The 23,054-nt window shown below is 59.1% G+C and carries 24 protein-coding genes and 2 pseudogenes; 6 read left to right on the plus strand and 20 right to left on the minus strand.

The features are described 5' to 3' along the window. Window positions 1-115: 115 nt before the first annotated feature. Window positions 116-1,015, minus strand: a pseudogene (locus ACQ4WL_RS04390) (ISL3 family transposase); the annotation flags it as partial. A 151-nt stretch (window positions 1,016-1,166) separates the two neighbouring features. Here ACQ4WL_RS04390 and ACQ4WL_RS04395 point away from each other — a divergent pair. Next, window positions 1,167-1,406 (plus strand): annotated as a pseudogene (locus tag ACQ4WL_RS04395) (MmcQ/YjbR family DNA-binding protein); the annotation flags it as partial. On the opposite strand, the gene ACQ4WL_RS04400 reads toward ACQ4WL_RS04395, so the two are convergent. The 8 genes from ACQ4WL_RS04400 to ACQ4WL_RS04435 all read right to left on the minus strand — a co-directional run bounded on the left by ACQ4WL_RS04400 (window position 1,403) and on the right by ACQ4WL_RS04435 (window position 8,248). Next, window positions 1,403-2,335, minus strand: coding sequence for a CysB family HTH-type transcriptional regulator (locus ACQ4WL_RS04400; RefSeq protein ID WP_436508363.1), 933 nt, complete (start codon window positions 2,333-2,335; stop codon window positions 1,403-1,405). The pseudogene ACQ4WL_RS04395 and the gene ACQ4WL_RS04400 sit on opposite strands and share 4 nt — an antisense overlap. A gap of 13 nt (window positions 2,336-2,348) precedes the next feature. After that, the gene (locus tag ACQ4WL_RS04405) at window positions 2,349-3,419 is read right to left on the minus strand and encodes a sulfate/molybdate ABC transporter ATP-binding protein (RefSeq protein ID WP_436508364.1); all 1,071 of its coding nucleotides are present in this window, start codon (window positions 3,417-3,419) and stop codon (window positions 2,349-2,351) included. 1 nt (window position 3,420) lies between these two features. Further along, window positions 3,421-4,347 (minus strand): sulfate ABC transporter permease subunit CysW, encoded by a 927-nt coding sequence (cysW, locus tag ACQ4WL_RS04410; protein WP_436508365.1) that lies wholly within the window; start codon window positions 4,345-4,347, stop codon window positions 3,421-3,423. Further along, on the minus strand, window positions 4,344-5,153 hold the full coding sequence (cysT, locus tag ACQ4WL_RS04415; RefSeq protein ID WP_070224513.1) for a sulfate ABC transporter permease subunit CysT: 810 nt from the start codon (window positions 5,151-5,153) through the stop codon (window positions 4,344-4,346). The genes cysW and cysT overlap by 4 nt, the downstream gene beginning before the upstream one ends. 277 nt (window positions 5,154-5,430) lie before the next feature. Continuing rightward, complete coding sequence (locus ACQ4WL_RS04420; RefSeq protein WP_436508366.1) at window positions 5,431-6,069, minus strand: peroxiredoxin; 639 nt, start codon at window positions 6,067-6,069, stop codon at window positions 5,431-5,433. A 42-nt stretch (window positions 6,070-6,111) separates the two neighbouring features. Then, the gene (locus ACQ4WL_RS04425) at window positions 6,112-6,678 is read right to left on the minus strand and encodes an RBBP9/YdeN family alpha/beta hydrolase (protein WP_436508368.1); all 567 of its coding nucleotides are present in this window, start codon (window positions 6,676-6,678) and stop codon (window positions 6,112-6,114) included. A 51-nt stretch (window positions 6,679-6,729) separates the two neighbouring features. After that, complete coding sequence (locus tag ACQ4WL_RS04430) at window positions 6,730-7,734, minus strand: sulfate ABC transporter substrate-binding protein (RefSeq protein ID WP_436508369.1); 1,005 nt, start codon at window positions 7,732-7,734, stop codon at window positions 6,730-6,732. Window positions 7,735-7,864: 130 nt separating this feature from the next. Next, a complete protein-coding gene (locus tag ACQ4WL_RS04435; protein WP_099762427.1) occupies window positions 7,865-8,248 on the minus strand; it encodes a diacylglycerol kinase in 384 nt (127 codons plus the stop codon). A gap of 153 nt (window positions 8,249-8,401) precedes the next feature. Between ACQ4WL_RS04435 and ACQ4WL_RS04440 the strand changes: the two genes are divergently transcribed. Then, window positions 8,402-9,181: an IclR family transcriptional regulator gene (locus tag ACQ4WL_RS04440; RefSeq protein WP_096237566.1), complete on the plus strand. Its 780-nt coding sequence runs from the start codon at window positions 8,402-8,404 to the stop codon at window positions 9,179-9,181. A gap of 54 nt (window positions 9,182-9,235) precedes the next feature. Here ACQ4WL_RS04440 and ACQ4WL_RS04445 read toward each other — a convergent pair whose 3' ends face one another. The 3 genes from ACQ4WL_RS04445 to ACQ4WL_RS04455 form a co-directional block, all read right to left on the minus strand. Continuing rightward, window positions 9,236-10,309, minus strand: coding sequence for a serine hydrolase (locus tag ACQ4WL_RS04445; RefSeq protein ID WP_436508370.1), 1,074 nt, complete (start codon window positions 10,307-10,309; stop codon window positions 9,236-9,238). Window positions 10,310-10,486: 177 nt separating this feature from the next. Continuing rightward, on the minus strand, window positions 10,487-11,206 hold the full coding sequence (locus ACQ4WL_RS04450; protein ID WP_436508371.1) for a nitroreductase: 720 nt from the start codon (window positions 11,204-11,206) through the stop codon (window positions 10,487-10,489). A 21-nt stretch (window positions 11,207-11,227) separates the two neighbouring features. After that, window positions 11,228-12,145: a DMT family transporter gene (locus ACQ4WL_RS04455; protein ID WP_436508372.1), complete on the minus strand. Its 918-nt coding sequence runs from the start codon at window positions 12,143-12,145 to the stop codon at window positions 11,228-11,230. Window positions 12,146-12,494: 349 nt separating this feature from the next. Between ACQ4WL_RS04455 and ACQ4WL_RS04460 the strand changes: the two genes are divergently transcribed. Then, window positions 12,495-13,058, plus strand: a complete 564-nt coding sequence (locus ACQ4WL_RS04460) for a phasin family protein (protein WP_230520744.1) — start codon at window positions 12,495-12,497, stop codon at window positions 13,056-13,058. Window positions 13,059-13,336: 278 nt separating this feature from the next. Here ACQ4WL_RS04460 and ACQ4WL_RS04465 read toward each other — a convergent pair whose 3' ends face one another. The 6 genes from ACQ4WL_RS04465 to ACQ4WL_RS04490 form a co-directional block, all read right to left on the minus strand. After that, the gene (locus ACQ4WL_RS04465; RefSeq protein WP_436508373.1) at window positions 13,337-14,059 is read right to left on the minus strand and encodes an ABC transporter ATP-binding protein; all 723 of its coding nucleotides are present in this window, start codon (window positions 14,057-14,059) and stop codon (window positions 13,337-13,339) included. Further along, a complete protein-coding gene (locus ACQ4WL_RS04470; protein WP_436508374.1) occupies window positions 14,056-14,829 on the minus strand; it encodes an ABC transporter ATP-binding protein in 774 nt (257 codons plus the stop codon). Before ACQ4WL_RS04470 ends, ACQ4WL_RS04465 begins: the two co-directional genes overlap by 4 nt. Window positions 14,830-14,844: 15 nt before the next feature. Then, complete coding sequence (locus tag ACQ4WL_RS04475; protein WP_436508376.1) at window positions 14,845-16,062, minus strand: ABC transporter permease subunit; 1,218 nt, start codon at window positions 16,060-16,062, stop codon at window positions 14,845-14,847. A gap of 22 nt (window positions 16,063-16,084) precedes the next feature. Continuing rightward, on the minus strand, window positions 16,085-17,014 hold the full coding sequence (locus tag ACQ4WL_RS04480; RefSeq protein WP_436508377.1) for a branched-chain amino acid ABC transporter permease: 930 nt from the start codon (window positions 17,012-17,014) through the stop codon (window positions 16,085-16,087). A gap of 297 nt (window positions 17,015-17,311) precedes the next feature. Beyond that, a complete protein-coding gene (gene ispH, locus ACQ4WL_RS04485; protein ID WP_096237572.1) occupies window positions 17,312-18,259 on the minus strand; it encodes a 4-hydroxy-3-methylbut-2-enyl diphosphate reductase in 948 nt (315 codons plus the stop codon). A 10-nt stretch (window positions 18,260-18,269) separates the two neighbouring features. After that, window positions 18,270-18,725: an FKBP-type peptidyl-prolyl cis-trans isomerase gene (locus tag ACQ4WL_RS04490; protein ID WP_070224501.1), complete on the minus strand. Its 456-nt coding sequence runs from the start codon at window positions 18,723-18,725 to the stop codon at window positions 18,270-18,272. A 120-nt stretch (window positions 18,726-18,845) separates the two neighbouring features. On the opposite strand from ACQ4WL_RS04490, the gene radC reads away from it, so the two are divergent. The 3 genes from radC to rpmG all read left to right on the plus strand — a co-directional run bounded on the left by radC (window position 18,846) and on the right by rpmG (window position 20,205). After that, entirely contained in the window at window positions 18,846-19,520 is a 675-nt protein-coding gene (gene radC / locus ACQ4WL_RS04495; RefSeq protein WP_436508378.1) for a RadC family protein, read from the plus strand. A gap of 258 nt (window positions 19,521-19,778) precedes the next feature. After that, window positions 19,779-20,015, plus strand: coding sequence for a 50S ribosomal protein L28 (gene rpmB / locus ACQ4WL_RS04500; RefSeq protein WP_010400928.1), 237 nt, complete (start codon window positions 19,779-19,781; stop codon window positions 20,013-20,015). A gap of 22 nt (window positions 20,016-20,037) precedes the next feature. Continuing rightward, window positions 20,038-20,205: a 50S ribosomal protein L33 gene (gene rpmG, locus ACQ4WL_RS04505; protein ID WP_010400929.1), complete on the plus strand. Its 168-nt coding sequence runs from the start codon at window positions 20,038-20,040 to the stop codon at window positions 20,203-20,205. Between the two features lie 139 nt (window positions 20,206-20,344). Here the strand turns inward: rpmG and ACQ4WL_RS04510 are convergent, their stop codons facing one another. Together ACQ4WL_RS04510 and ACQ4WL_RS04515 are read right to left on the minus strand one after the other, a co-directional pair. Beyond that, window positions 20,345-21,553: a DesA family fatty acid desaturase gene (locus tag ACQ4WL_RS04510; protein ID WP_436508379.1), complete on the minus strand. Its 1,209-nt coding sequence runs from the start codon at window positions 21,551-21,553 to the stop codon at window positions 20,345-20,347. A 132-nt stretch (window positions 21,554-21,685) separates the two neighbouring features. Next, entirely contained in the window at window positions 21,686-23,044 is a 1,359-nt protein-coding gene (locus tag ACQ4WL_RS04515; RefSeq protein WP_436508380.1) for a mechanosensitive ion channel family protein, read from the minus strand. Window positions 23,045-23,054: the final 10 nt, after the last annotated feature.

Here is a 23,054-nt window from a genome sequence, read left to right on the forward strand (position 1 = left end):
CGCCAGCGACGCCATTCGCGCCTTGGCAATGTTCCGCCCGCGTTGTTCGCTGAGAAATTCAGCAAACAGCCACGGGTGGCTTGAAACAAGAGTGTCCGCTATTGACAGTACACCTCAAGTAGACCGTCGACAGCGGGGCGTTGGCCGCGAGCAGTTCGTCAAGTTTGATAGCACGGTCGTCCTCAAGGTTGTCGCGATTGCGCAGCAGAAGCCAACGGCTACGCTTGATGACTTGGCGTGCTTTGGAATCGTCGCGCAGCGCGTTTGCCTGGTCGACACGCACCCGGTCGACGACCTCACGGCCAAAGCGCGCAACGACATGGAAAAGATCGTAGACGACTTCGGCATTGGGGCATTGCGCACGCACTTCGAGATCCATCGCCGTGTTCATATCCATCGCCACAGCCTCGATTCGGGCGCAGCCTTCTGCGCCCAACGCCTCGAAAAACGGACGGATGGCGGCCCGACTATTGCCTTCACCAACCCAGAGCACACGCATGCGCTGGGCATCGAGAACGACCGTGGCATAACGATGGCCTTTGTGCAAAGCGAATTCATCCATGACGAGGCGCCGCACGTCGCCAGCGGCGAACTGGCCGTGCAGGTGTGCTAAGCGCTGTAGGTCAATGGCCTTGATGGTGTGCCAGTGAAGGCCTGTCAGTTGGGACACGTGCTTGATGGGGATAAGCTGTGCCAGCGCCTCCACCCAGACCCGGACGCGGTGAGTCACCCGCGAGCGCCGGTCCAGCCAGCAGATATGCTCTGTCACCCGGGCATCGCAATGATGGCAGTCCAAGCGCCGGATTGGCACCTTCAACCAAACCCGTCGATCCAAAATATCCCGATCCCGGATGCGTCGCCAACGCCGCTCATGAACTAGAGCACAAGGCTGCCGGCAGCTACCGCAAAGCGCGTCGGCAGTGGGGCAGGCGTTGAGAACGATCAGCAGCGATTCGTCGTCCTGTTCGACGACGGAATCGACAATATGCCCTTCCCAAAATGGAAGAGAAGACATAGCATTGAGCATGGCGGCGAGAGTGGTAAGGTAATTGGTTTGTTTGGCGACAATCAATTTACCAATTCAAAACCCTTGCCGCCACCCCCTCCCAGCAAAAAACGTCAAGCCGGTCTTTCCCCATCAACCGCGATGAACCAAAAAATTTGCGTATTTCAAGACCAGCATGCCGGAACAATGGCGCTTCAGCCTGCGGGTCAGCCCGGAGCGCTTTATCGAGCTGACGGACATGCCGGGCGTGAAACCGGCCCGCTACATGGGGCGCTTTCACTGGGTCACCATCGTCGACGTGGCGCGCTTCCCCAGCGATTACCTGGCGGAACTGGTGCAGGATAGCTACGCGCGCGCCGTGGCCAGCCTGACGCGCGCGCAAAGGGCAGCCATCGCCTAGAGGGCTTCCTCTCCCGCCATGGCGCGGTCGATGTCTTCGCGCGTCAGATCCGGCGCCAGTTGCAGGATGAACTCGTAGGCGTAGGCGCGCAGGTAGGCGCCGCGGCGCACGGCCAGGCGCGTCGTGTTGGAAGCAAACAGATGCGACGCTTCCACCGCCCGCAGTCCCTTGTCGCGGCCATGGTCGAAGGCCATCGAGGCGACGATGCCCACGCCCAGACCCAGCGCCACGTATTGCTTGATGACGTCCGAATCCATGGCCGTCAGGATGATGTCGGTGGCCACGCCCGCCTTGGCGAACGCGTCGTCGATATGGCCCCTTCCCGTGAACCCCTTGTCGTAGGTGATCAACGGGTATTTCGCCAGGTCTTCCAGGCGGATCGGCGAATGCTCGAGCAGCGGATGGCCGTCCGGCACGACGATCAGATGGCTCCAGCGGTAGCATGGGAACGACACCAGGTCGGGGAACTGGCTCAAGCCTTCCGTGGCGATGCCGATATCGGTCTTGCCCGACAACACCCATTCCGCGATGTGCTCGGGCGCGCTTTGTTGTAGCGCAATCCGCACGTCGGGGAAAGCGGCGCGAAAACCCTGCACCACTTTCGGCAGCGCATAGCGCGCCTGCGTGTGCGTGGCCGCCACCGACAAGGTGCCGCTGGTCTGGCCGCTGTATTCCAGGCTGGCCTGTTGCAGGTTTTCCGCCTCGATCAAGAGGCGGTCGACGATTTTCAAAATGCCCTTGCCCGGCTCCGTCAAGCCGGTCAATCGCTTGCCGTTGCGCTCGAAAATGACCACGCCCAGCTCGTCCTCGAGTTCGCGGATCTGCCGGCTCACGCCCGGCTGCGACGTGAACAGGGCGTTCGCCACTTCCGTCAGGTTATAGCCGCGGCGGGCCGCTTCGCGGATCGAGCGCAGTTGTTGAAAGTTCATATATTTTCAGCCTTTAGGTTCTTGTCGGTTCAACGAACACGTGGAGGCGTTTCGGGCGCACAACTAACGTCTCGCCCTCTTTCAGCTGCAGATGGGTAAAGCGCTCGTTCGACATCACCGCTTCGATCAGTTCGCTGTTATCGACGCGCTGCAAGTCCAGTTGGGCCAGCGGGCCGATCGCATGCGCGCGGCTCAGTTTCACGACGATGCCTTCGGCGCCCTGCGTATAGCGGTCGATTTCCAGGTCGTGCGGACGCACATAGGCCGTGCCCTTGCTGTCGCTCACGCCCGCGTAATCGGGCACCTCGAAGCTGGCGTCACCGGTCGCCATCACACCGTCATGCACGCGGCCATGGAACAGGTTGACGTTGCCGAGGAAGCCGTACACAAACGGCGACGCCGGGTGGTTGTAAACTTGTTCAGGAGAACCGAGTTGCTCGACAGTGCCCTTGTTCATCAGCACCACCTGGTCCGCCACTTCCAGCGCTTCTTCCTGGTCATGCGTGACAAAAATACTGGTGACGTGCAAGTCGTCATGCAGGCGGCGCAGCCAGCGGCGCAATTCCTTGCGCACCTTGGCATCCAAAGCGCCGAACGGCTCGTCGAGCAGCAGCACGCGCGGTTCGACGGCCAGCGCGCGTGCCAGGGCGATGCGCTGGCGTTGTCCGCCCGACAGCTGCGGCGGATAGCGGTCGGCCAGCCAGTCCAGCTGCACCAGTTCCAGCAAATCTTTCACTTTGCGGCGGATCTGGTCTTCCGACGGGCGCTCGCTGCGCGACTTCACGCGCAAGCCAAACGCCACGTTCTCGAACACCGTCATGTGCTTGAACAGCGCATAGTGTTGAAACACGAAGCCGACTTGGCGCTCGCGCACGTGGCGGTTCGACGCGTCTTGCGCGTCCAGAAGTACCTGGCCGCTGTCCGGATGTTCCAGGCCGGCGATGATGCGCAGCAAGGTGGTCTTGCCGCAACCGGACGGGCCCAGCAGGGCCGTCAATTCGCCGGCGGGAAAGTCCAGCGAGATATTGTCGAGGGCGACGAAATCGCCGAAGCGCTTGTGGATGTTGTTAACTGCGATGGTCATATCAGTGCTCCGTAGAACGTAAGGCGGAATCGTCGGCGTCGCTCTCGTTCAAACGCCACTCAATGAAAGCTTTCAAGGCCAGGGTCACCAGCGCCAGCAAAGCCAGCAGCGAGGCGACGGCAAACGCGGCGGCAAAGTTGTATTCGTTGTACAAAATCTCCACTTGCAGCGGCATGGTGTTCGTTTCGCCGCGGATATGGCCGGAGACGACCGAAACAGCGCCGAACTCGCCCATGGCGCGGGCATTACACAGAATCACGCCGTACAGCAAGCCCCACTTGATATTTGGCAAAGTCACGCGGCGGAACGTGTTCCAGCCCGAGGCGCCCAGCACGAGTGCGGCCTCTTCCTCTTCGCTGCCCTGCGACTGCATCAGCGGGATCAGTTCGCGCGCGACGAAGGGGAAGGTAATGAAGATGGTGGCCAGCACGATGCCGGGCACGGCAAACAGGATCTTGATGTCGTGTTCCTGCAGCCACGGTCCGAACCAGCCCTGGGCGCCGAACATCAGCACATAGATCAGGCCGGAAATAACGGGCGAGACGGAAAACGGCAAGTCGATCAGGGTCAGCAAGATGCTCTTGCCGCGAAACTCGAACTTGGCGATGCACCAGGACGCGGCCACGCCGAACACCAGGTTCAGCGGCACGGCGATGGCCGCCGTGATCAGGGTCAGCTTGATGGCGGAAATCGCATCCGGATCGATGATGGCGGCGATATACGCTTCCCAGCCCTTCTTGAACGCTTCGGCAAACACGGCCACCAGGGGCACGATCAGGAACGCCGTCAGAAACAGCAAGGCGATGCTGATCAATACCGTGCGCACCCACAAGGGTTCCAGCACGACGGGGCCGACATTCGGCTCAAAACGGCGCGCTGTCGGCCGCGCATTGTCCACGCCAGCGGCGGCAGTCGTATTCGTACTCATGATTTTTTCGCCTTTCCGCGCGTCCATGCTTGCAGCAGGTTAATCGTCAACAGCAGCAGGAAGGACACCACCAGCATCACCACGGCGATGGCCGTGGCGCCCGCGTAATCGTATTGCTCCAGCTTGGTAATAATGAACAGCGGCGTGATTTCCGACACCATCGGCATGTTGCCGGCGATAAAGATCACGGAACCGTACTCGCCCGTGGCGCGGGCAAAGGCCAGCGCAAAGCCCGTCAGCAGCGACGGCAGAATCGTGGGGAAGATGACGCGGATGAATGTTTGCAGGGAATTGGCGCCCAGGCTGGCGGCCGCCTCTTCGAGTTCCTTTTCCGCGTCTTCCAGCACCGGTTGCACGGTGCGCACGACGAAGGGCAAGCCGATGAAGGTCAGCGCCACCACCACGCCCAGCGGCGTGAACGCCACCTTGATGCCCAGCACGCCTTCGATGAACTGGCCAAACCAGCCGTTCGACGAGTACAAAGCCGTCAGGGTGATGCCGGCCACGGCCGTCGGCAAGGCGAACGGCAAGTCGACCAGTGCGTCGATGATGCGCTTGCCGGGGAATTTATAGCGCACCAGCACCCAGGCCAGGATGCCGCCAAACACCACGTTCAGCAGTGCCGCGATCAGCGAGGCGCCAAACGTCAGCCGGTACGACGCCATCACGCGCTCGGACGTGACGGCGCTGAAGAAGGCGTCCCATGTCATGGTGAAGGTTTTCAGGAACACCGACGAGAGCGGAATGAGGACGATCAAGGCCAGGTAAAAGAGCGTGAAGCCCAGTGACAGCTTAAACCCCGGCATGACCCGAAACGGCGCTCCGCGCGCCTTGAGCGGTGCTGCTGATGCTGCAGACATAGAAACTCCTTCTTATTACATTTTTGAGTTATAGGCAGCAATAATCACATGTAAACGTTATAAAAAGAACTAACCATTTCTCATTTGCTTAGACGGATTTTGCATACTTGCAGCAGAATCGGCGGACGAAAAAAACGCACCGGACAGGTGCGTTTTTGCTTCTTAGACATATTTATACCCGAGACAAATGCTGGGGTCAGACCCGACGGGTCTGACCCCGGAATTACTTGTTTGGCTGCGGCGTCAACCGGAGATATGGTTTCGCGGCCGTAAAGCCCTTCGGATACTTCTGCTTGATCACATCCGCGTCTTGCACGGTCAATGGAATGATGACGTCGTCGCCATCTTGCCAGTTGCCGGGCGTGGCGACCGTGTAGCCGTCCGTCAGTTGCAGGGCATCGATGACGCGCAGGATTTCATTGAAGTTGCGGCCCGTACTGAGCGGATACGTGAGGATCAGCCGTACTTTCTTGTTCGGGTCGATGATGAAGACGGAGCGCACGGTGGCCGTGACGGATTGCTCCGGGTGGATCATGTCGTACAGCACCGACACTTTCTTGTCGACGTCGGCGATGATGGGGAAGCCCACCACCGTGTTTTGCGTCTCTTCGATATCCTTGATCCAGCTCTTGTGCGACTCCGCCGCGTCCACCGACAGGGCGATGGCCTTTACGTTGCGCTTGTCGAATTCCGGCTTGAGCTTGGCCGTCAGGCCCAGTTCCGTCGTGCACACGGGGGTAAAGTCGGCCGGGTGGGAAAACAGCACCACCCAGGAATCGCCAGCCCACTCGTGGAACTTGAGCGTACCGATCGAGCTGTCTTGTTCAAAATCAGGGGCGACATCGCCCAGGCGTAAAGTCATCGTGATCTCCTTGAGAGGTTGTGTGGCGGAATGTTCGTCGAATCAGGCTGCCTGACGGTGGCGTTTGTCGCCTTGCGCCAGATCAAACAGTGTTTGCAGTTGCGCCTGGCCATAGACCCAGTCGCCAAGGCACGACTCGGCATTGATATGGCCCAGCGCACCGCCATCAATATACTTGCAATTCCAGCGCCGTGCCCACTGCGCCGCGTGCTCGGCCGTCATCCACGGGGCCGTCTGGCTGGCGATCAGGATGCCGGGGCAAGGCAAGCGCTTTTGCGGCAAGGCCTGCGCCACGCCAAACTTGTCCGGGTCGGCCGGCCCCACCAGCAGCACGCCGGCCACGCCCTGCGGGTCGCGGGCCAGGCTGTGCGCCGTCGTCAGGCAGCCGAAGCTGTGGGCGACGATCAGGGTGGGGCGCGCATCCTGCCGCCGCACCTGATCCAGGCGCGCCGACCAGGTGGCCAGGTCGGGTGCGTTCCAGTCATCCTGCTCGACCCGCTCAAATTGCGGATACAGGCGCTGCCAGCGGCTCTGCCAATGCTCGGGGCCGCTGTTATGCAAACCCGGCACGATCAGTACCCGGTAATCGGAAAAACTGCGCAGCGCCATGATGGATCCTTAAAAAATCAGCACAGGCAGGCTCGCGCCTGCCATGACTGATTATTTCGGTTGATAAATCTGGTCGAAGATGCCGCCGTCGGCAAAGTGCGCCTTTTGGGCCGCAGTCCAGCCGCCCGCCACTTGCTCGATGGTAAACAGCTTGACCTTGGCGAACTGCGACGCGTATTTCTTCGCCGCCTTGTCCGTTGCGGGACGGTAGTAATTCTTGGCGATGATGTCTTGCGCTTCGTCCGTGTACAGGTAGTTCAGGTAAGCCTCGGCCACCTTGCGCGTGCCGTGCTTGTCGGCAAATTTGTCCACAACGGCCACGGGCGGCTCGGCCAGGATGCTGACGGACGGGGTGATGATGTCGAACTTGGTCGGGCCCAGTTCCTTGACGGCCAGGTAGGCCTCGTTTTCCCAGGCGATCAGCACGTCGCCGATGCCGCGTTCAACGAAGGTGGTGGTGGCGCCGCGCGCGCCGGAATCGAGCACGGGCACGTTTTTATACAGTTTGCCGAGGAAATCCCTGGCCTTGGCTTCGTTGCCGCCCGGCTGGCGCAAGGCGTAGCCCCAGGCGGCCAGATGGTTCCAGCGGGCGCCGCCCGAAGTTTTCGGATTCGGCGTGATGACGGACACGCCCGGCTTGATCAAGTCATTCCAATCCTTGATGCCTTTCGGATTGCCCTTGCGCACCAGGAACACGATGGTCGATGTGTATGGCGAGCTGTTGTGCGTCAAGCGTTTTTGCCAGTCGGTGGCCAGCAGCTTGTGCTCGGCCAGCGCATCGATGTCGTAGGCCAGCGCCAACGTGACCACGTCCGCTTCCAGGCCGTCGATGACGGCGCGCGCCTGCTTGCCGGAACCGCCGTGCGATTGCTTGATCTTGACGTTGTCGCCCGTCTTGCCTTTCCACTCCTTGGCAAATGCCGTGTTCACATCCTGGTACAGCTCGCGCGTCGGGTCATACGACACGTTGAGCAGGGTGATATCGGCAGCCTGCGCCGTTTGCAGAAGGGCAAACGCGCTGAGGGCGGCGGCAATGATGATTTTTTTCGACAGCATCTAAGATCCCCGTGTGGTTGAACTTTCAGAGCCACCAGATTACGGCGCTATGGCCGCAAAGAGAACGAAGCGTTTCGCCGTTTGATATGCGATTTTCGCATATGGGCGACGCGCAACGGGGATTTAGCAGTTAATAAAAACGGTTGAACAGGACAACTGCCCAGGTGGCAAAGGCCAGGATGCACGTCAGCAGCACGGCGGCGCTGCCGAAGTCCTTGGCGTTTTTCGACAGCGGATGAAGCTCGAGCGAGATGCGGTCGACCACGGCTTCCAGCGCGGAATTGATCAATTCGACGATCAAGACCAGCAGCAGCACGCCGATCAGCACCAGTTTTTCAAAGGCCGAGATGCGCAGCAGCAAGGCGATCAGCGTGCCGACGACGAACAAGCCGAGTTCCTGGCGGAACGCATGTTCATGGCGCCAGGCCGCCTTCAAGCCGTCGAGCGAATAGAAAAAGGCGGAAAAAATCCGTTTCAAGCCGCTCTTGCTCTTGAATTCATTGACAGGTTGCATAGTTTTCCATGGTTCAAAGTACGTCCAGCCATCAATTATGACGGCCAACATGAGAATTGTGACAATTTATTCGCTGAATATCTCGGAACATTTCACTATTTTTTCACATCATGGTATAAAGAAGCATGAATACTGCATTGCACCAAATCCATCATGAAAATTGAACCGGTCGCTGCCCCGAAGACGACGATCCAGGTGATCGAACGCATGGTTGCCCTGCTCGATGCCCTGGCCAAATATTCCGACCCGGTCAGCCTGAAGGAATTGTCAAAAGTTTCCGGCCTGCACCCCTCGACGGCGCACCGCATCCTCAACGACATGGTGCTGACGCGCTTTGTCGACCGCATCGAACCGGGCACGTACCGCCTGGGCATGCGCCTGCTGGAACTGGGCAATGTGGTGAAAAGCCGCCTCAGCGTGCGCGAAGCGGCGCTGGACTTCATGCGCCAGTTGCACAAGAAAACCCAGCAAACCATCAACCTGTCCGTGCGCCAGGGTGACGAGATCGTCTACATCGACCGCGCCTTTTCCGAGCGCTCGGGCATGCAAGTGGTGCGCGCCATCGGTGGCCGCGGCCCGCTGCACCTGACCTCGACCGGCAAGCTGTTCCTCTCCGTGGACGAGCCGAAAGCCATCCGCGCGTATGCCACGCGCACGGGCTTGGCCGGACACAACAAGAATTCCATCACGGATCTGCAAAAACTCGAGCGCGAGCTGAGCCTGGTGCGCGAACGCGGCTATGCGCGCGACAATGAAGAGCTGGAACTGGGCGTACGCTGCATGGCCGCCGGCATCCGCGACGACTCGGGCAAGCTGATCGCCGGCCTGTCGATCTCGGCGCCAGCCGACCGCCTGCAAGATGAGTGGCTGGGGGATCTGGTGGAGACGGCGAACCAGATTTCCGTCACCTTGGGTTTCATTCCTCAGGACTAAAGCTGGGGTCTGACCCGACGGGTCAGACCCCGGTCAACGCCGCCATGGACATTTTTAGCCGCCGGGCAGACTCATGTTTGCCGGCTTCAAAGCTTCCAGCCATTTGCGCATGCGTCCCGCATCGGCCGTGCGCGACTGTTTTCCCTTGGAATCGAGGAAGACCATGATCACTGCCCGTCCTTCGATGACGGCCTGCATCATCAGACAACGTCCCGCCTCATTGATGAAACCCGTCTTTTGCAAGCCGATTTCCCAGCCCGGGTTGGCCACCAGGTGATTCGTATTGCCAAACTGCATGGGCTGGCCGCTGGCTTCGACGATGGCTTTCGGGTCCGTCGAGTACTCGCGCAGCAATGGATGGCGGAAGGCGGCCATGGCCAGCTTGCCCAGGTCGCGCGCGCTGGCCACGTTCATCTTCGACAAACCGCTGGAATCGACGTAATGCGTATCGAGCATGCCCAGCTGGCGCGCCTTGCTGTTCATGGCGTCGACAAAGGCCGGCAAGCCGCCCGGATAATTGCGACCCAGCGCCGAGGCGGCGCGGTTTTCCGAGCTCATCAGGGCGATATGCAGCATATTCGCGCGCGTCAATTGCGAGCCCACTTTCAGGCGTGAGCTGCTGAACTTGGCGCGGTCGACGTCCTCGTCCATGATCGTCAGTACTTCATCCATGTCCTGGCGCGCTTCGACCACCACCAGGCCCGTCATCATCTTGGTGATGGAGGCGATGGGCAGGGCGACATTCGAATTCTTTTCAAACAGCACTTCCGAATTGGCCTGGTCCAGCACCAGCGCCACGCTCGATTTGAGGTCGAGCGGATCGCGCGTAAGGTTCAGGCCAGCCAGGTCGCCCATGGTGGGCATCGGGGCGGCCATGGGTACGGCCACACTGCTGACTTTTTGATAGATGACCTTGCGTTTGCCGCGCACCATGACGACCCGGCGCACGGTCCTGTCGCGCGGCGCGGCCGTCGCGCCCTTGCGCAACACGACTTTGACTTTCTTGGTATTGTGTTTCTTGGAGGCTGAGGATTTGCCGTTCGCTTCCTTGGCGTGCACGGCCGCAGCCGGCGCCAACGCAAACAGCAGGGAAGCCAGGACACCCAGCGCAAGTTTAAACTTAGCCATTCGATAATTCCCCGTGAAGCTGTTGCCTTATTGCAGTGTAGCGAAATGCAGAGTAATCGCAAGCCTATTTAACAGTTGGGACAGTATTTATTGCAGCAACGAAATACAAATCGTTGGCGATCAGCAAACAAACTCATCCTTAATCAACCGATTGCTTGTGCAGATCGCTGGAAATCGCTATTTATCCATGAATTTAACAAAGCCGGCCAGCGGCTCGCGTTCCGTGTTCAAGCGGTTCTCGATCTTGTCCGGGTCGGCATAGCCGAGCGCCATGCCGCACACCACCATTTCACTGGCCGGCACGCCCAGTTCCTCGCGGATGATGTCATGGTAGTGGATGAAGGCCGCTTGCGGGCAGGTATCGAGTCCCCGCGCGCGCGCCGCCAGCATGATGTTTTGCAAGAACATGCCGTAATCGAGCCAGGAACCCTGTTCCAGTACCCGTTCGATGGTAAAGATCAGGCCGACGGGCGCATCGAAAAACTGGAAATTGCGTCCATGCTGGGCCGCCATGCCGGCCGTGTCGCCCCGCTCCAGGCCCAGCAGCTGATACAGGTCCAGGCCGATCTTGCGGCGGCGCTCGATGAATGGCGCCGTCCACTGGCGCGGGTAATAGATATACGACGCCGTGCGCGCGGGCGCATCTGGCGCCTTGGGTGCGGCATAGGCGGCGAGGATGCGGCGCGACAGGCGCAGGCGCGCTTCGCCCGACAGCACGTACACTTTCCACGGCTGCATGTTGGCGCCCGAAGGCGCGCGCGCCGCCACTTCCAGGATACGCGCAATATCGTCCTGCGCCACCGGCGTGGGCAGGAAGGCGCGGATCGAACGACGCGACACGATGACGGTGTCCACGGCTTGCTGCGCCGACGGTGTTTCAAATGCTTGCTTGCTCACTGCCCTGCTCTCCCGCTCTCTCTATTTCTTGACCACAAACACGACGCCGACCACGGCCACCAGCATGCCGGCGATGCCCAGCATATTAAATGCTTCGCCAAACATCAGCCAGGCCATCACAGCCGTCGTGGGCGGCGTCAGGTACAGCAAGCCCGTCACTTTCGTGGCATCGCTACGGCGGATCAGGGCGAACAGCAGGAAGATGGCGCCGATGGATAGCACGAGTACCGACCACAGCAAGGCGCCTATGAAATTCGCCGTCCATTGCACATTGCTGAAATGCAAGTCCAGCCCTTCGTAATACAGGGCAAATGGCAACACCACGACGATGGAGGCGGCAAACTGCACCACCGTGCCGGTGCGCAAGTCGAATTGGGGACAGTGGCGTTTTTGGTACATGGTGCCGGCCGTCATCGATAGCAAGGCAAACACGCACAGCAGCACGCTTTCCACGGTCAGGCCCACGAGGTTGATCTTGGCATACACGACCAGGGCCACGCCCAGCAAGCCAAAGAACAGCCCCAGCCACTGGCGCGGACGCACGGATTCGCCGATCAGGGGCGCGGCACATGCCGTCAGCACGGGCTGCATGCCCACGATCAATGCGCTCAAACCGGCTGGCATGCCCAGCTTGATGGCGCACCAGACGCCAGCCAGGTAGCCTGCCTGCATCAGGATGCCGGCCACGGCGATCTGGCGGAACTGTCCCACCGGCCACGGCGCGCGCAACAGCAGCACCAGCGGCAGCAAGATCACCAGCACGCCCAGGAAGCGCAGCAGCAGGAAGGTCAGCGGCGGCGCGTAGGGCAGGCCGAACTTGGCGACAATAAAACCTGTGCTCCATAACAACACGAAGAAGCCGGGCAAGACCATCGGCGCCAGGGTCGTCAGAAAAGGAGCTTTGCCGCTGGTGCCAGCCGCGGCGGGAAGATTGGACATGGTATCAACTCGGGAAACGGGGTCGGCACCGGGGCGCTACGCCAGTGCGGGAGACAAAGTCTAGCATGCTGCGCCGCACCCGTCCTGAAAGGCGGGGAAATAACAGTTTAGGGTTAAACCATTGACACACAGAAATTAAATATTTCTCTTTAGAAACAATGGTTTTTGATGTAAATCTATTCAATTGTTGCATCGCACAAGAATCGCTTGACTTCGTTTTTTTTCGCCGTAGAATAGGGTTTGTTGCGTTGCACAATTCTTGTTCAGCTTGAAAATTTAGATTCACCTGCTTTCCCAAACGGTACACGCAGCATCAAATTAACCAGATTTCGATTTTTTGGAGATTTATATGTTTTCAATTCCTGAGCAATTTTCGTCCGCTACCAAAGCCAACCTGGAAGCCCAATTCGCCCTGTTCTCGTCGCTGACGGGCAAAGCCTTCGAAGGCATCGAAAAGATCGTCGAACTGAACCTGACCGCTGCCAAGGCAACGCTGGAAGAATCGACCGCCGCCGCCAAGCAATTGCTGTCGGCAAAAGATCCACAAGAATTCTTCTCGCTGAGCGCTGCTCAAGCCCAGCCTAGCGCCGAAAAAGCCATCGCTTATGGCCGTCACCTGGCTGCCATCACGTCCGGCACGCAAGCCGAGTTCAGCAAAGCTGCTGAATCGCAAATCGCTGAAACCAACCGCAAAGTCCTGTCCCTGGTGGAAGAAGTCACCAAGAACGCGCCAGCCGGTTCGGAAAACGCCGTCGCCATCCTGAAAAGCGCCATCGGCAACGCCAATGCAGGCTACGAGCAATTCTCGAAAACCAGCAAGCAAGCCGTCGAAGCCATCGAAGCAAACCTGACATCGGCCGTGAACCAGTTCACGCAAGCGGCTGAAAAAGCCGTTCCGCGCACTGCCAAGTAATTCTGGCGCGACCGCTACGGCGGTCCGCTAAGTAATCCTCGGGAAATGAGTGTGAATTTATGACAAACAGAACCGGATGCTATGCAAGGCGCTCGCTGCGACGCAGTGCGAGCACTGCTAGCAGTGAGTAACGCCGCAGAGCGCCGGTTATGGAAGTCAGAAATCACAATAATTTATTGGGGGTTACTTTAATACCAGCTCCTCCAGGCATCCATCCCGTACTTCCCCGACGGATGCCATTATGCCCCAGCCCAGCTGGGGCATTTTTTATGGTGCTCTTACTCCCCCAGATACGCCGCCTTCACGCGCGGGTCGTCGAGCATGGCGGCCGCGTTGCCGCCCATGGTAACCAGGCCGGAATCCATCACATAGCCGCGGTGCGCCGCTTGCAGGGCAAGGCGCGCATTCTGTTCGACCAGCAAGATCGTGATGCCTTCGGACGAGACCTTGCGGATCACCTCGAAGATTTTCTCGACCATGATGGGCGACAAGCCCATCGATGGCTCATCGAGCAGCAACAGCTTCGGATGGCTCATCAGCGCGCGCGCCATGGCCAGCATCTGCTGTTCGCCGCCCGACAGGGTGCCGGCCATCTGCGCCGCCCTCTCCTTCAGACGCGGAAACACGTCGAACCATTTCTCGATATCGGCCTCGACACCGGCCTTGTCCGTGCGCGTGTAGGCGCCCATCATGAGGTTTTCCCGGATCGACATGCGGGTAAACACGCCCCGTCCTTCCGGCACCATGGCCAGTTTCTTTTCCACCAGGTGAAATGATTTCGTGCCTTTGAGCGACTCGCCCATATAGCTGATCGTGCCTTCAATTTTGCAATCTGGCAAGGTGCCCGTGATGGCTTTCAAGGTCGTTGTCTTGCCGGCGCCATTCGCGCCGATCAGGGCGATCAGCTCGCCCTGGTTGACTTCCAGGTCGATGCCTTTCACGGCCTTGATGCCGCCGTAGGCCACATGCAGGCCCGCGATCTTGAGAACATTATTACTCATGCGTGCGATCCCCCAAGATAAGCCTCGATGACGGCCGGGTTTTGTTGTATTTCGGCCGGCAAGCCTTCGGCGATGCGCTTGCCATATTCGAGCACCGTGATGCGGTCGCACAGTCCCATCATCAGTTTCACGTCGTGCTCGATCAACAGCACGGTCTTGCCTTCAGCCTTGATTTTCACCAGCAACTCGCGCAGGGCCAGCTTTTCCGTCGCATTCATGCCGGCCGCCGGCTCATCGAGGGCCAGCAGAGTCGGATCGGTGGCCAGCGCGCGGGCAATTTCCAGGCGCCGCTGGTCGCCATACGACAAAAAACGCGCCGTGCGGTTGGCGAACTGGGCGATGCCGACGAAGTCGAGCAATTCCATGGCCCGCTGGCGGATGGACGCCTCTTCCTCGCGCGCCGCCTTGTGGCGGAAGATGGCGCCGAACACACCCTGGTGCGAGCGCACATGGCGCCCCACCATGACATTTTCCAGCGCCGTCATGTCGCCAAACAGGCGGATGTTCTGGAAGGTGCGGGCAATGCCCGCCTTCGCCACCTTGTGCGGCGCGGACGGCGAATACGGCTTGCCGGCCAGCTCGAAGGTGCCCGTGTCGGGCTGGTACAAGCCAGTGATGACATTGAAAAAGGTGGTCTTGCCGGCGCCGTTCGGGCCGATCAAGCCGTAGATCTGCCCTTGCCGGATGGTAATGCCCACATCGGTGAGCGCCTGCAAGCCGCCAAAACGCTTGTTCACGCCGGCAATATTGAGAATGATCTGTTCGCTCATGGTGCGTTCCCCTCCTTAAGCGGACACGACGCCGGTGGATTTATTCGGCTGATCGACGTCGTGGTCGGGCCGGTCTTCGTGCTTCGGCGATGGCCACAGGCCGGCGGGGCGGTTGAGCATGATCAAGACCATGGCCAGGCCGTACAGCAACTGGCGCAGCACTTCCGCTTCGATCACCACATGGCCGAACAGCGCCTGCTGGGCCGGTTCCACCACGTGGCGCAGCACTTCGGGTATCGAAGCGAGAATCACACCACCGAGTATCACGCCGGGGATGTGGCCGATGCCGCCCAGCACCACCATGGCCAGCACGGCGATCGATTCCGTCAGCGAAAACGATTCCGGCGAGACAAAGCCCTGGAACGAGGCAAACATGGCGCCGGCCACGCCGCCGAACGAAGCGCCCATGGAAAAAGCCAGCAATTTGACGTTGCGCGTATTGATGCCCATGGCTTTCGCGGCGATCTCGTCTTCGCGGATGGCCACCCAGGCGCGGCCCAGGCGCGAATGCTGCAGGCGCTTGGTGACGAACACGACGGCGATGCACAGAAAGAGGAACAAAAAGTAATAGGCGTTCACGGAGGGCATGGAAAAGCCGCCCACCACGACGGTGCTGTTGGTACCGGCCTCGCCCGCCAGGTTGACGCCGAAGATGCGGATCGGGTCGATCAAATTGATGCCTTGCGGCCCATTCGTGAAATTGATCGGGTCGTTCAAATTGTTCATGAAGATACGGATGATCTCGCCAAAGCCCAGGGTCACGATGGCCAGGTAGTCGCCGCGCAATTTCAAGGTGGGCGCACCCAGCAGCGCACCGAACAGGCCGGCGACAAAAGCGGCCAGGGGCACGATGATCCAGATCGACAAATGGATGCCGTTTTCGCGGATTTCCGGCCCCATCAGTTGCACCAGAGTTTCGCCCAGCACCGGATATTGATTCACCACCGATTCGAGCAAGATGGCGAACTGGGGCGAGGCCAGCAAGGCCGTCAGGTAGGCGCCTACGGCGTAGAAGGCGATGTAGCCGAGGTCGAGCAAGCCAGCAAAGCCGACGACGATGTTCAGGCCCAGGGCCAGCATGATGTACAGCAAGGCCATGTCGATAATGCGCACCCACGAGTTGCCGAACTGCGCGGCAAAGAACGGGAACACCATCAGCAGCGCGGCCAGGCCCAGCATGCCGGCGTAGGCTTTGGTCGGATTTTTCTTCGCGTCAAAATCGAGTAGTGCCATGATTTAATCTCCCAGTTTCACATCAGGCACGGTCGGCCACGCGTTCGCCCATGATGCCGGACGGGCGCAGGGTCAGCACGATGATCAGCACGACGAAGGCAAAGATGTCCTGGTAGTGGCTGCCCAGGAAGCCGCCCGTGATGTCGCCGATATAGCCGGCGCCCAGGCTCTCGATAATGCCCAGCAAGATACCGCCCAGCATGGCACCATAGATATTGCCGATGCCGCCCAGCACGGCCGCGCAAAAGGCCTTCAAGCCCGGGATGGCACCCATGGAGAACTGGATGGACGCATAGTTGGCGCCCCACATCACGCCGGCCACGGCCGCCAGCGCGGCGCCGATGGCGAAGGTGGCGACGATGACCTTGTCGGAATCGACGCCCATGAGTCCCGCCACCCGGGGGTTTTCCGCCGTGGCGCGCATGGCGCGGCCCATTTTCGTTCTTTCCACCAGCAACACCAAGCCGCCCATCGACAGCGCGGCCAGGGCCAGCAACAGCACTTGCGTTTGCGAAATCACGGCGCCGCCTATGTTGATGGGGTCGGTCGACAGCAATTGGGGAAAGGGCAAGGGATTGCGCGTCCAGATCATCATGGCAAAGGTTTGCAGCAGGATGGAGACGCCGATGGCGGTAATCAGGGGGGCGAGGCGGGGGGCGTTGCGCAGGCGGCGATAGGCGACCCGCTCGATGATGATGTTGACCAGAATACAGATGGGTATGGCGCCGAGGATGGCGGTGGCCAGTTTCAAATAGCCGGGCCAGTCCGGCACATAAATGCCCAGCAACTTGAGGATGCTCAAGCCCACCATGGCGCCGATCATGAGCACGTCGCCATGGGCGAAGTTGATCAGGTTCAACACGCCGTACACCATTGTGTAACCAAGGGCGACTAAGGCATACATGCTGCCCAACACCAAGCCGTTAATGATCTGCTGGATGAATGTATCCATGATTGCCCTATCAAACATGCATTTTTCGGGAACAACTTCCGCCAGAACATGGGTCGCTGATACAAAAACGGCACCGGAGGAAGAATTCCTGCAGTGCCATCCCTGGACCGTTCTCACCAGCATGGTGCACGCACTGAAAATGGGCACACCCTTGCTTAGTCATAACGACAACATATTCAAGCTTGAGGCAATCATAACGATCTTTTGCAAAAACTAAGCTTGGAATAAATCGATCATTTCCGAATTAAATTCGGCTATAAGGCAACTATTTCATCCATACTCAATCCCCCAACAGACTCAGGCGACGTCGCGCTTGAGGCCATCGAGGCCTTTCGGCATCGGGAACGTGACGGCTTCCTGCACGCCATCGAGCGGGCGCACGCTCTTCACGCCGCACTCTTTCAAGCGGTCGATGACGGCTTGCACCAGCACCTCGGGCGCCGAGGCGCCAGCCGTCACGCCCACGCGCAGCTTGCCTTCCAGCCAGGCGGGGTCAATCTGCGAGGCATTGTCGACCATGTAGGCTGGCGTGCCCATCTTCTCGGCCACTTCACGCAAGCGGTTCGAATTCGAGCTGTTCGGGCTGCCCACGACGATCACCACTTCCACTTGCGGCGCCATGAATTTCACGGCTTCCTGGCGGTTGGTGGTGGCGTAGCAGATGTCGCCTTTTTTCGGTTCGGCGATGTTCGGATATTTCAGCTTCAAGGCCTCGATAATGTCGCGAGTGTCGTCAACTGACAACGTTGTTTGCGAAACATAGGCCAGGCTTTCCGGATTGGCAACCTGCAATGCCGCCACATCGTCGAGCGTTTCCACCAGATGCATGCCCATATCGGCCTGCCCCATCGTGCCTTCCACCTCGGGATGGCCATCGTGGCCAATCATGATGATCTCGCGGCCTTCGCGGCGCATCTTGCCCACTTCCATATGTACCTTGGTGACCAGCGGGCAAGTCGCATCAAAAATGCTCAGGCCGCGCGATTCCGCCTCGGCACGCACGGCTTTCGACACGCCATGCGCTGAAAACACGAGCGTATTGCCAGCAGGCACGTCATCGAGGTCGTCGATGAAGATGGCACCCTTGTTGCGCAAGTCGGCCACCACATAGGCGTTGTGGACGATTTCATGGCGCACATAGATCGGCGCACCAAATTGTTGCAGGGCGCGCTCGACGATTTCAATCGCCCGGTCGACGCCAGCGCAGAAACCGCGGGGCTGGGCCAGTAACAGTTCTTTATCCATCGCTATTCCTTCACAGCACCGAAATAAGCTTGACTTCAAAGCGCAGCGGCTGGCCGGCCAGCGGATGATTGAAGTCGAACAGGGCCGAGTCCTCGCGCATTTCACGCAACACGCCGGCAAAGCGGCCGCCGCCCGGCGCGGCAAAGTCGACCAGGTCGCCAATCTTGTAGTCGGCGCCCGGCACCGAGTTCTCGTCCAGCGTAGCGCGCGACACCGACTGCACCAGCTCGGGATTGCGCTCGCCAAAGCCTTCGCCGGCGGCCAGCTCGAACGTCTGGTGCGTGCCTTCAGGCAAGCCCAGCAAACGCTGCTCGAGGAATGGCGCCAGCTGGCCCTGTCCCAGCATCAAGGTCGCGGGATTTCCGCTAAAGGTAGTGACAATATCAGTACCGTCAACAGTAGCAAGACGATAATGCAGGGTGAGGTAAGCCGCTTCGGTGACGACTGCTGGTTGCTCGTTGGACATAGTAGTTTTCAGGTAACTGGTGCAAAACGATATTGTAAGCCACACTGGCCGCGCCTGCCCCATGGCTTCGTCAAAGAAGAGCATGCTGGGGCACGCGCCGGTGACAAACAGGAGAACAGCATGGGCATCAAGGACTGGCCGGCCCGCGAACGGCCGCGCGAACGTTTGATCGAGGATGGAGCGCAATCGCTGTCGGACGCGGAATTGCTGGCCGTCTTCCTGCGCACGGGCGTGCGCGGCAAGAGCGCGGTGGAACTGGCGCGCGACACGGTCGAGCACTTCGGTTCCTTGCGCGGCCTGTTCGGCGCCAGCCTGGTGAGTTTTTCCGCCGTGCATGGCATGGGCAGCGCCAAGTTTGCCCAGCTACAAGCAGTCATGGAACTGGCGCGGCGCGCCATCATCGAGGACTTGCAGGCGGGCCAGGCTCTCAATTCGCCGCACGCCGTCAAAGACTATTTGCGCCTGACCCTGGGCAACCTGGCGCATGAAGCATTTCACGTGTTGTTTTTGGACGTCAAGAACCGCCTGATCACGAGCCGGGAAATGTTTCGCGGCACCCTCACCCATACCAGCGTGTACCCACGCGAAGTGGTGAAACAAGCGTTGCTGCACAACGCGGCCAGCGTCATGCTGGCCCACAACCACCCGTCCGGCACGCCGGAACCGAGCGACTCGGATTTATTACTGACACGCGCGCTGGTGCAGGCCTTGTCGCTGGTCGATGTGCGCATCCTCGATCATTTCGTCGTGGCCGGGCGACAAGTGCATTCGTTTGCGGAACACGGCCAGATCTAGCGCAGACGCGGCTTTGCAGCGGTCAATTGTCAGTTAACTATGTGTAAACAAGGACATACGTGACAGTACCGCGATGCTTATCTAGCAGCAAACAAAGCCGTTTACCAGCGTTTTCCCTATGAAAAAGAGGGAAACATCAAATTGTTAAATTAATTCACAAAAACATGACACAATTGTTTTTCGCAAGTCATTGATAAATCTGCTTATTTTAGATATACTCTCGTTTTTCCAATTTGGAATATCTTTAAGGAGTGCGCCATGGCACGTGTTTGCCAAGTCACTGGGAAGAAGCCGATGGTCGGCAACAATGTTTCCCATGCAAACAACAAAACCAAACGTCGTTTTTTGCCTAACTTGCAGAATCGTCGTATTTTTGTTGAATCTGAAAACCGCTGGGTCTCCCTGCGTTTGTCCAACGCCGGTCTGCGCGTCATCGATAAAGTCGGCATCGACGCCGTATTGGTCGATATGCGCGCTCGTGGCGAAAAAGTCTAATTAGCAGAATAAGGGAGCTATCATGGCAAAATCAGGCCGCGACAAAATCAAGTTAGAATCGACCGCCGGTACGGGTCACTTCTACACGACTACCAAAAACAAGCGTACGACGCCTGCGAAAATGGAGATCATGAAATTTGATCCTAAAGCACGCAAGCACGTAACGTACAAAGAAACCAAAATCAAGTAATTGATATTGTGTTCTGTAAAAAGAGCCGCTCCGATGAGCGGTTTTTTTTCGTCCTGATTTTCAGCCGGCTCCCTCCCACTTTCCCTGGACGAAAAAAAGGCCCTGGAAACCAGGGCCTTGATATACAGCAGCAGCTTACTTATGCATAACTGCGCAGGCGCAAGGAAAAATCCTGCAGCGACTTGATGCCCGACGCTTCGGCGCGCGTGCACCAGTCTTGCAGCTTCTGCAGCAACTGCTCGCGCGTAAAGTGCGAACGCTCCCAGATGGCGCCCAGTTCCACACGCATGTGGTGCATGGTTTCCAGCGCCTTGCTGTGCTGGAACAATTCCGACAGCTGCTCGTGATGCGCATCGGCCAGCTTGCCCGGCTCGCGCTGCATCAGCTTGCGCGACGATTTGAGGAAACGCTTTTCCAGTTCGGCCTTGTGCTTCAGGTGTTCCAGCTCTTCCTTCCAGGCATGCTTGATCGATTTCGCATACTTGGCCATCACGTCGTAGCGGTTGGCGATGACCGACTGCAAGGTCTCGAAGTCCGCTTCCAGCTTGCCGTGCGAGAACTTCGGTTCCGGCGCCAGCTTTTTCACCTTGGCCAGGCCCAGCATTTCCAGCGCGCGGATATACGCCCAGCCGATATCGATTTCATACCATTTCGACGACAGCTTGGCCGACGTCGCATACGTATGATGGTTGTTATGCAACTCTTCGCCGCCGATCAGGATGCCGAAGGGAATGATGTTGGTGGCCGCGTCGGCGCAGTCATAGTTGCGGTAACCCCAGTAGTGGCCGATGCCGTTGATGATGCCGGCCGCCGTGATGGGGATCCACATCATTTGCACGGCCCACACGGAAATGCCGATCACGCCGAACAACACAAAATTGATGACGAACAGCGACACCACGCCCAGCCAGCTGTACTTGGTGTACAGGTTGCGCTCGATCCAGTCCGTCGGCGTGCCGTGGCCATACTTGGCCATGGTTTCCATGTTCTTCGATTCAGCGCGATACAGCTCGGCGCCTTCCCAGAACACTTTCTTGATGCCGCGCGTCACGGGGCTGTGCGGATCTTCTTCCGTATCGCACTTGGCGTGGTGCTTGCGGTGAATGGCAGCCCATTCCTTGGTGACCTGGCCCGTCGTCAGCCACAGCCAGAAACGGAAGAAATGGCTGGGAATCGCGTGCAATTCCAACGCCCGGTGGGCCTGGTGGCGGTGCAGGTAAATCGTGACGCTGGCGATCGTGATGTGCGTGACCACCATGGTGTACAGGAAAACTTGCCATGCAGACAGATCGGTAATGCCAGTTGCCATGAACTGCAAAACGTCATATAAAACGGAACTCAATGTCATTACTACTACTCCAAGTGGACAGGCATGCGCACGGTCGCTCCAGTGATTCTGGAGGTCCGGCAGAGTTAATTTTAGGCGTAATTGTACGCCCTAATGGGTGCTATCAGGCAAAATCGGAGGCAGGCAGCGAGGTTAAGGCTGGGTGCCGGATGGCGCGGACTCACCCTCTGCCGCGCCCGCGAGCGGGGCAGGAGGCGTACCAACAATACGCAATTCACGTTGCGGAAACGGTACAGTGACCTTATGTTCCTGCAAGGTGCGCCAGATGGCGCGGTTTACATTCGACTTCACGCCGCCGGTGCCGTTTTCCGGGTCCGCGATCCAGAAGCCGATCTGCACGTCGAGGCCGTCGGCGCCGAAACGCACGAGGGTAGCCGATGGCGGATTGCTTTGCGACACACGCGGCACCTTGGCCGTCGCCGCTTCCAGCAAGGGGAAGATGACATCGATATCCGTTTCATAACCCACCGACACGGCCGTCGACAGCCAGACCATGCGGTTGCTCAGCGACATATTCTGCACGCCGCCGGAAATCAGCATTTCATTCGGCACGATGGATTCAACGCCATCGCCACCCAATAACACAGTATAGCGCGTATTGATTTGCGTGACTTTACCCGTGAACTGGCCGACGGTGATCATGTCGCCGATGGTCAGGCTACGGTCGAGCAGGATGATGAAGCCGGAGACAAAGTTCGCGGCGATCTTTTGCAAGCCAAAGCCCAGCGCCACGCCGAAGGCGCCGCCAAATACGGACAGCACCGTCAGGTCGATGCCCACCAGCGACAGGCTGACCAGCACGGAAACGAGGATCAGCACGGCGCGCCCCATGCGCGACAGCACCACGCGCAAGGAGGTGTGCAGACCCTGCATTTTCATCAGACGCTCGTCGAGCGAGGTACCGGCCCACATGGCCAGCACCAGCAGCACGGCCACCGAAATAGCGGCTTGCAAGATGGCAGCCACGGAGACCTTGTTGCGTCCCAGCGGCACGACGATGCCTTCCAGGAAGGTATGCAATTCCGGCCACAGGCCCGTGATGTACAAGGCCATGCCGGCCCACACCACGACGGTAAATATCTTTTCCAGCAGCAACATGGTGGGGCTGATGTCACCATGGCGGGCAAAAATGCGGCGCAGCACATAAAAACCGAAGCGCACCAACGCCATCGACGTACACAGGGGGATGGCGATACTGAGCAGATTCACCGACTGGAACTTGGCCAGGAAATGCTGCGCAATGCCCAGCAGCATGGCTGCCAGCACAGGCGTCAGGATGCGGATGAAACTATCCGTACGCTGCAAGGTTTCCGGCGTGGCCGGCGTGGCGGCCGCTTCCGCGCGCTGATGCAGGAACACGCGCAACTGCCGTACCAGCAACCAGCTCAGGGCCAGGCAGGCGACGATGACCAGCGCCTGCCACAGGATGGCCGGTTGACGGAAATCATTGACAAAATCAGTGATCAGGTTGAGCAGCGGGGTTTCGTTCATGGCAGATGGG

This window comes from Janthinobacterium kochi (assembly GCF_051380715.1).
In the GTDB taxonomy this organism is placed as follows: domain Bacteria; phylum Pseudomonadota; class Gammaproteobacteria; order Burkholderiales; family Burkholderiaceae_D; genus Janthinobacterium.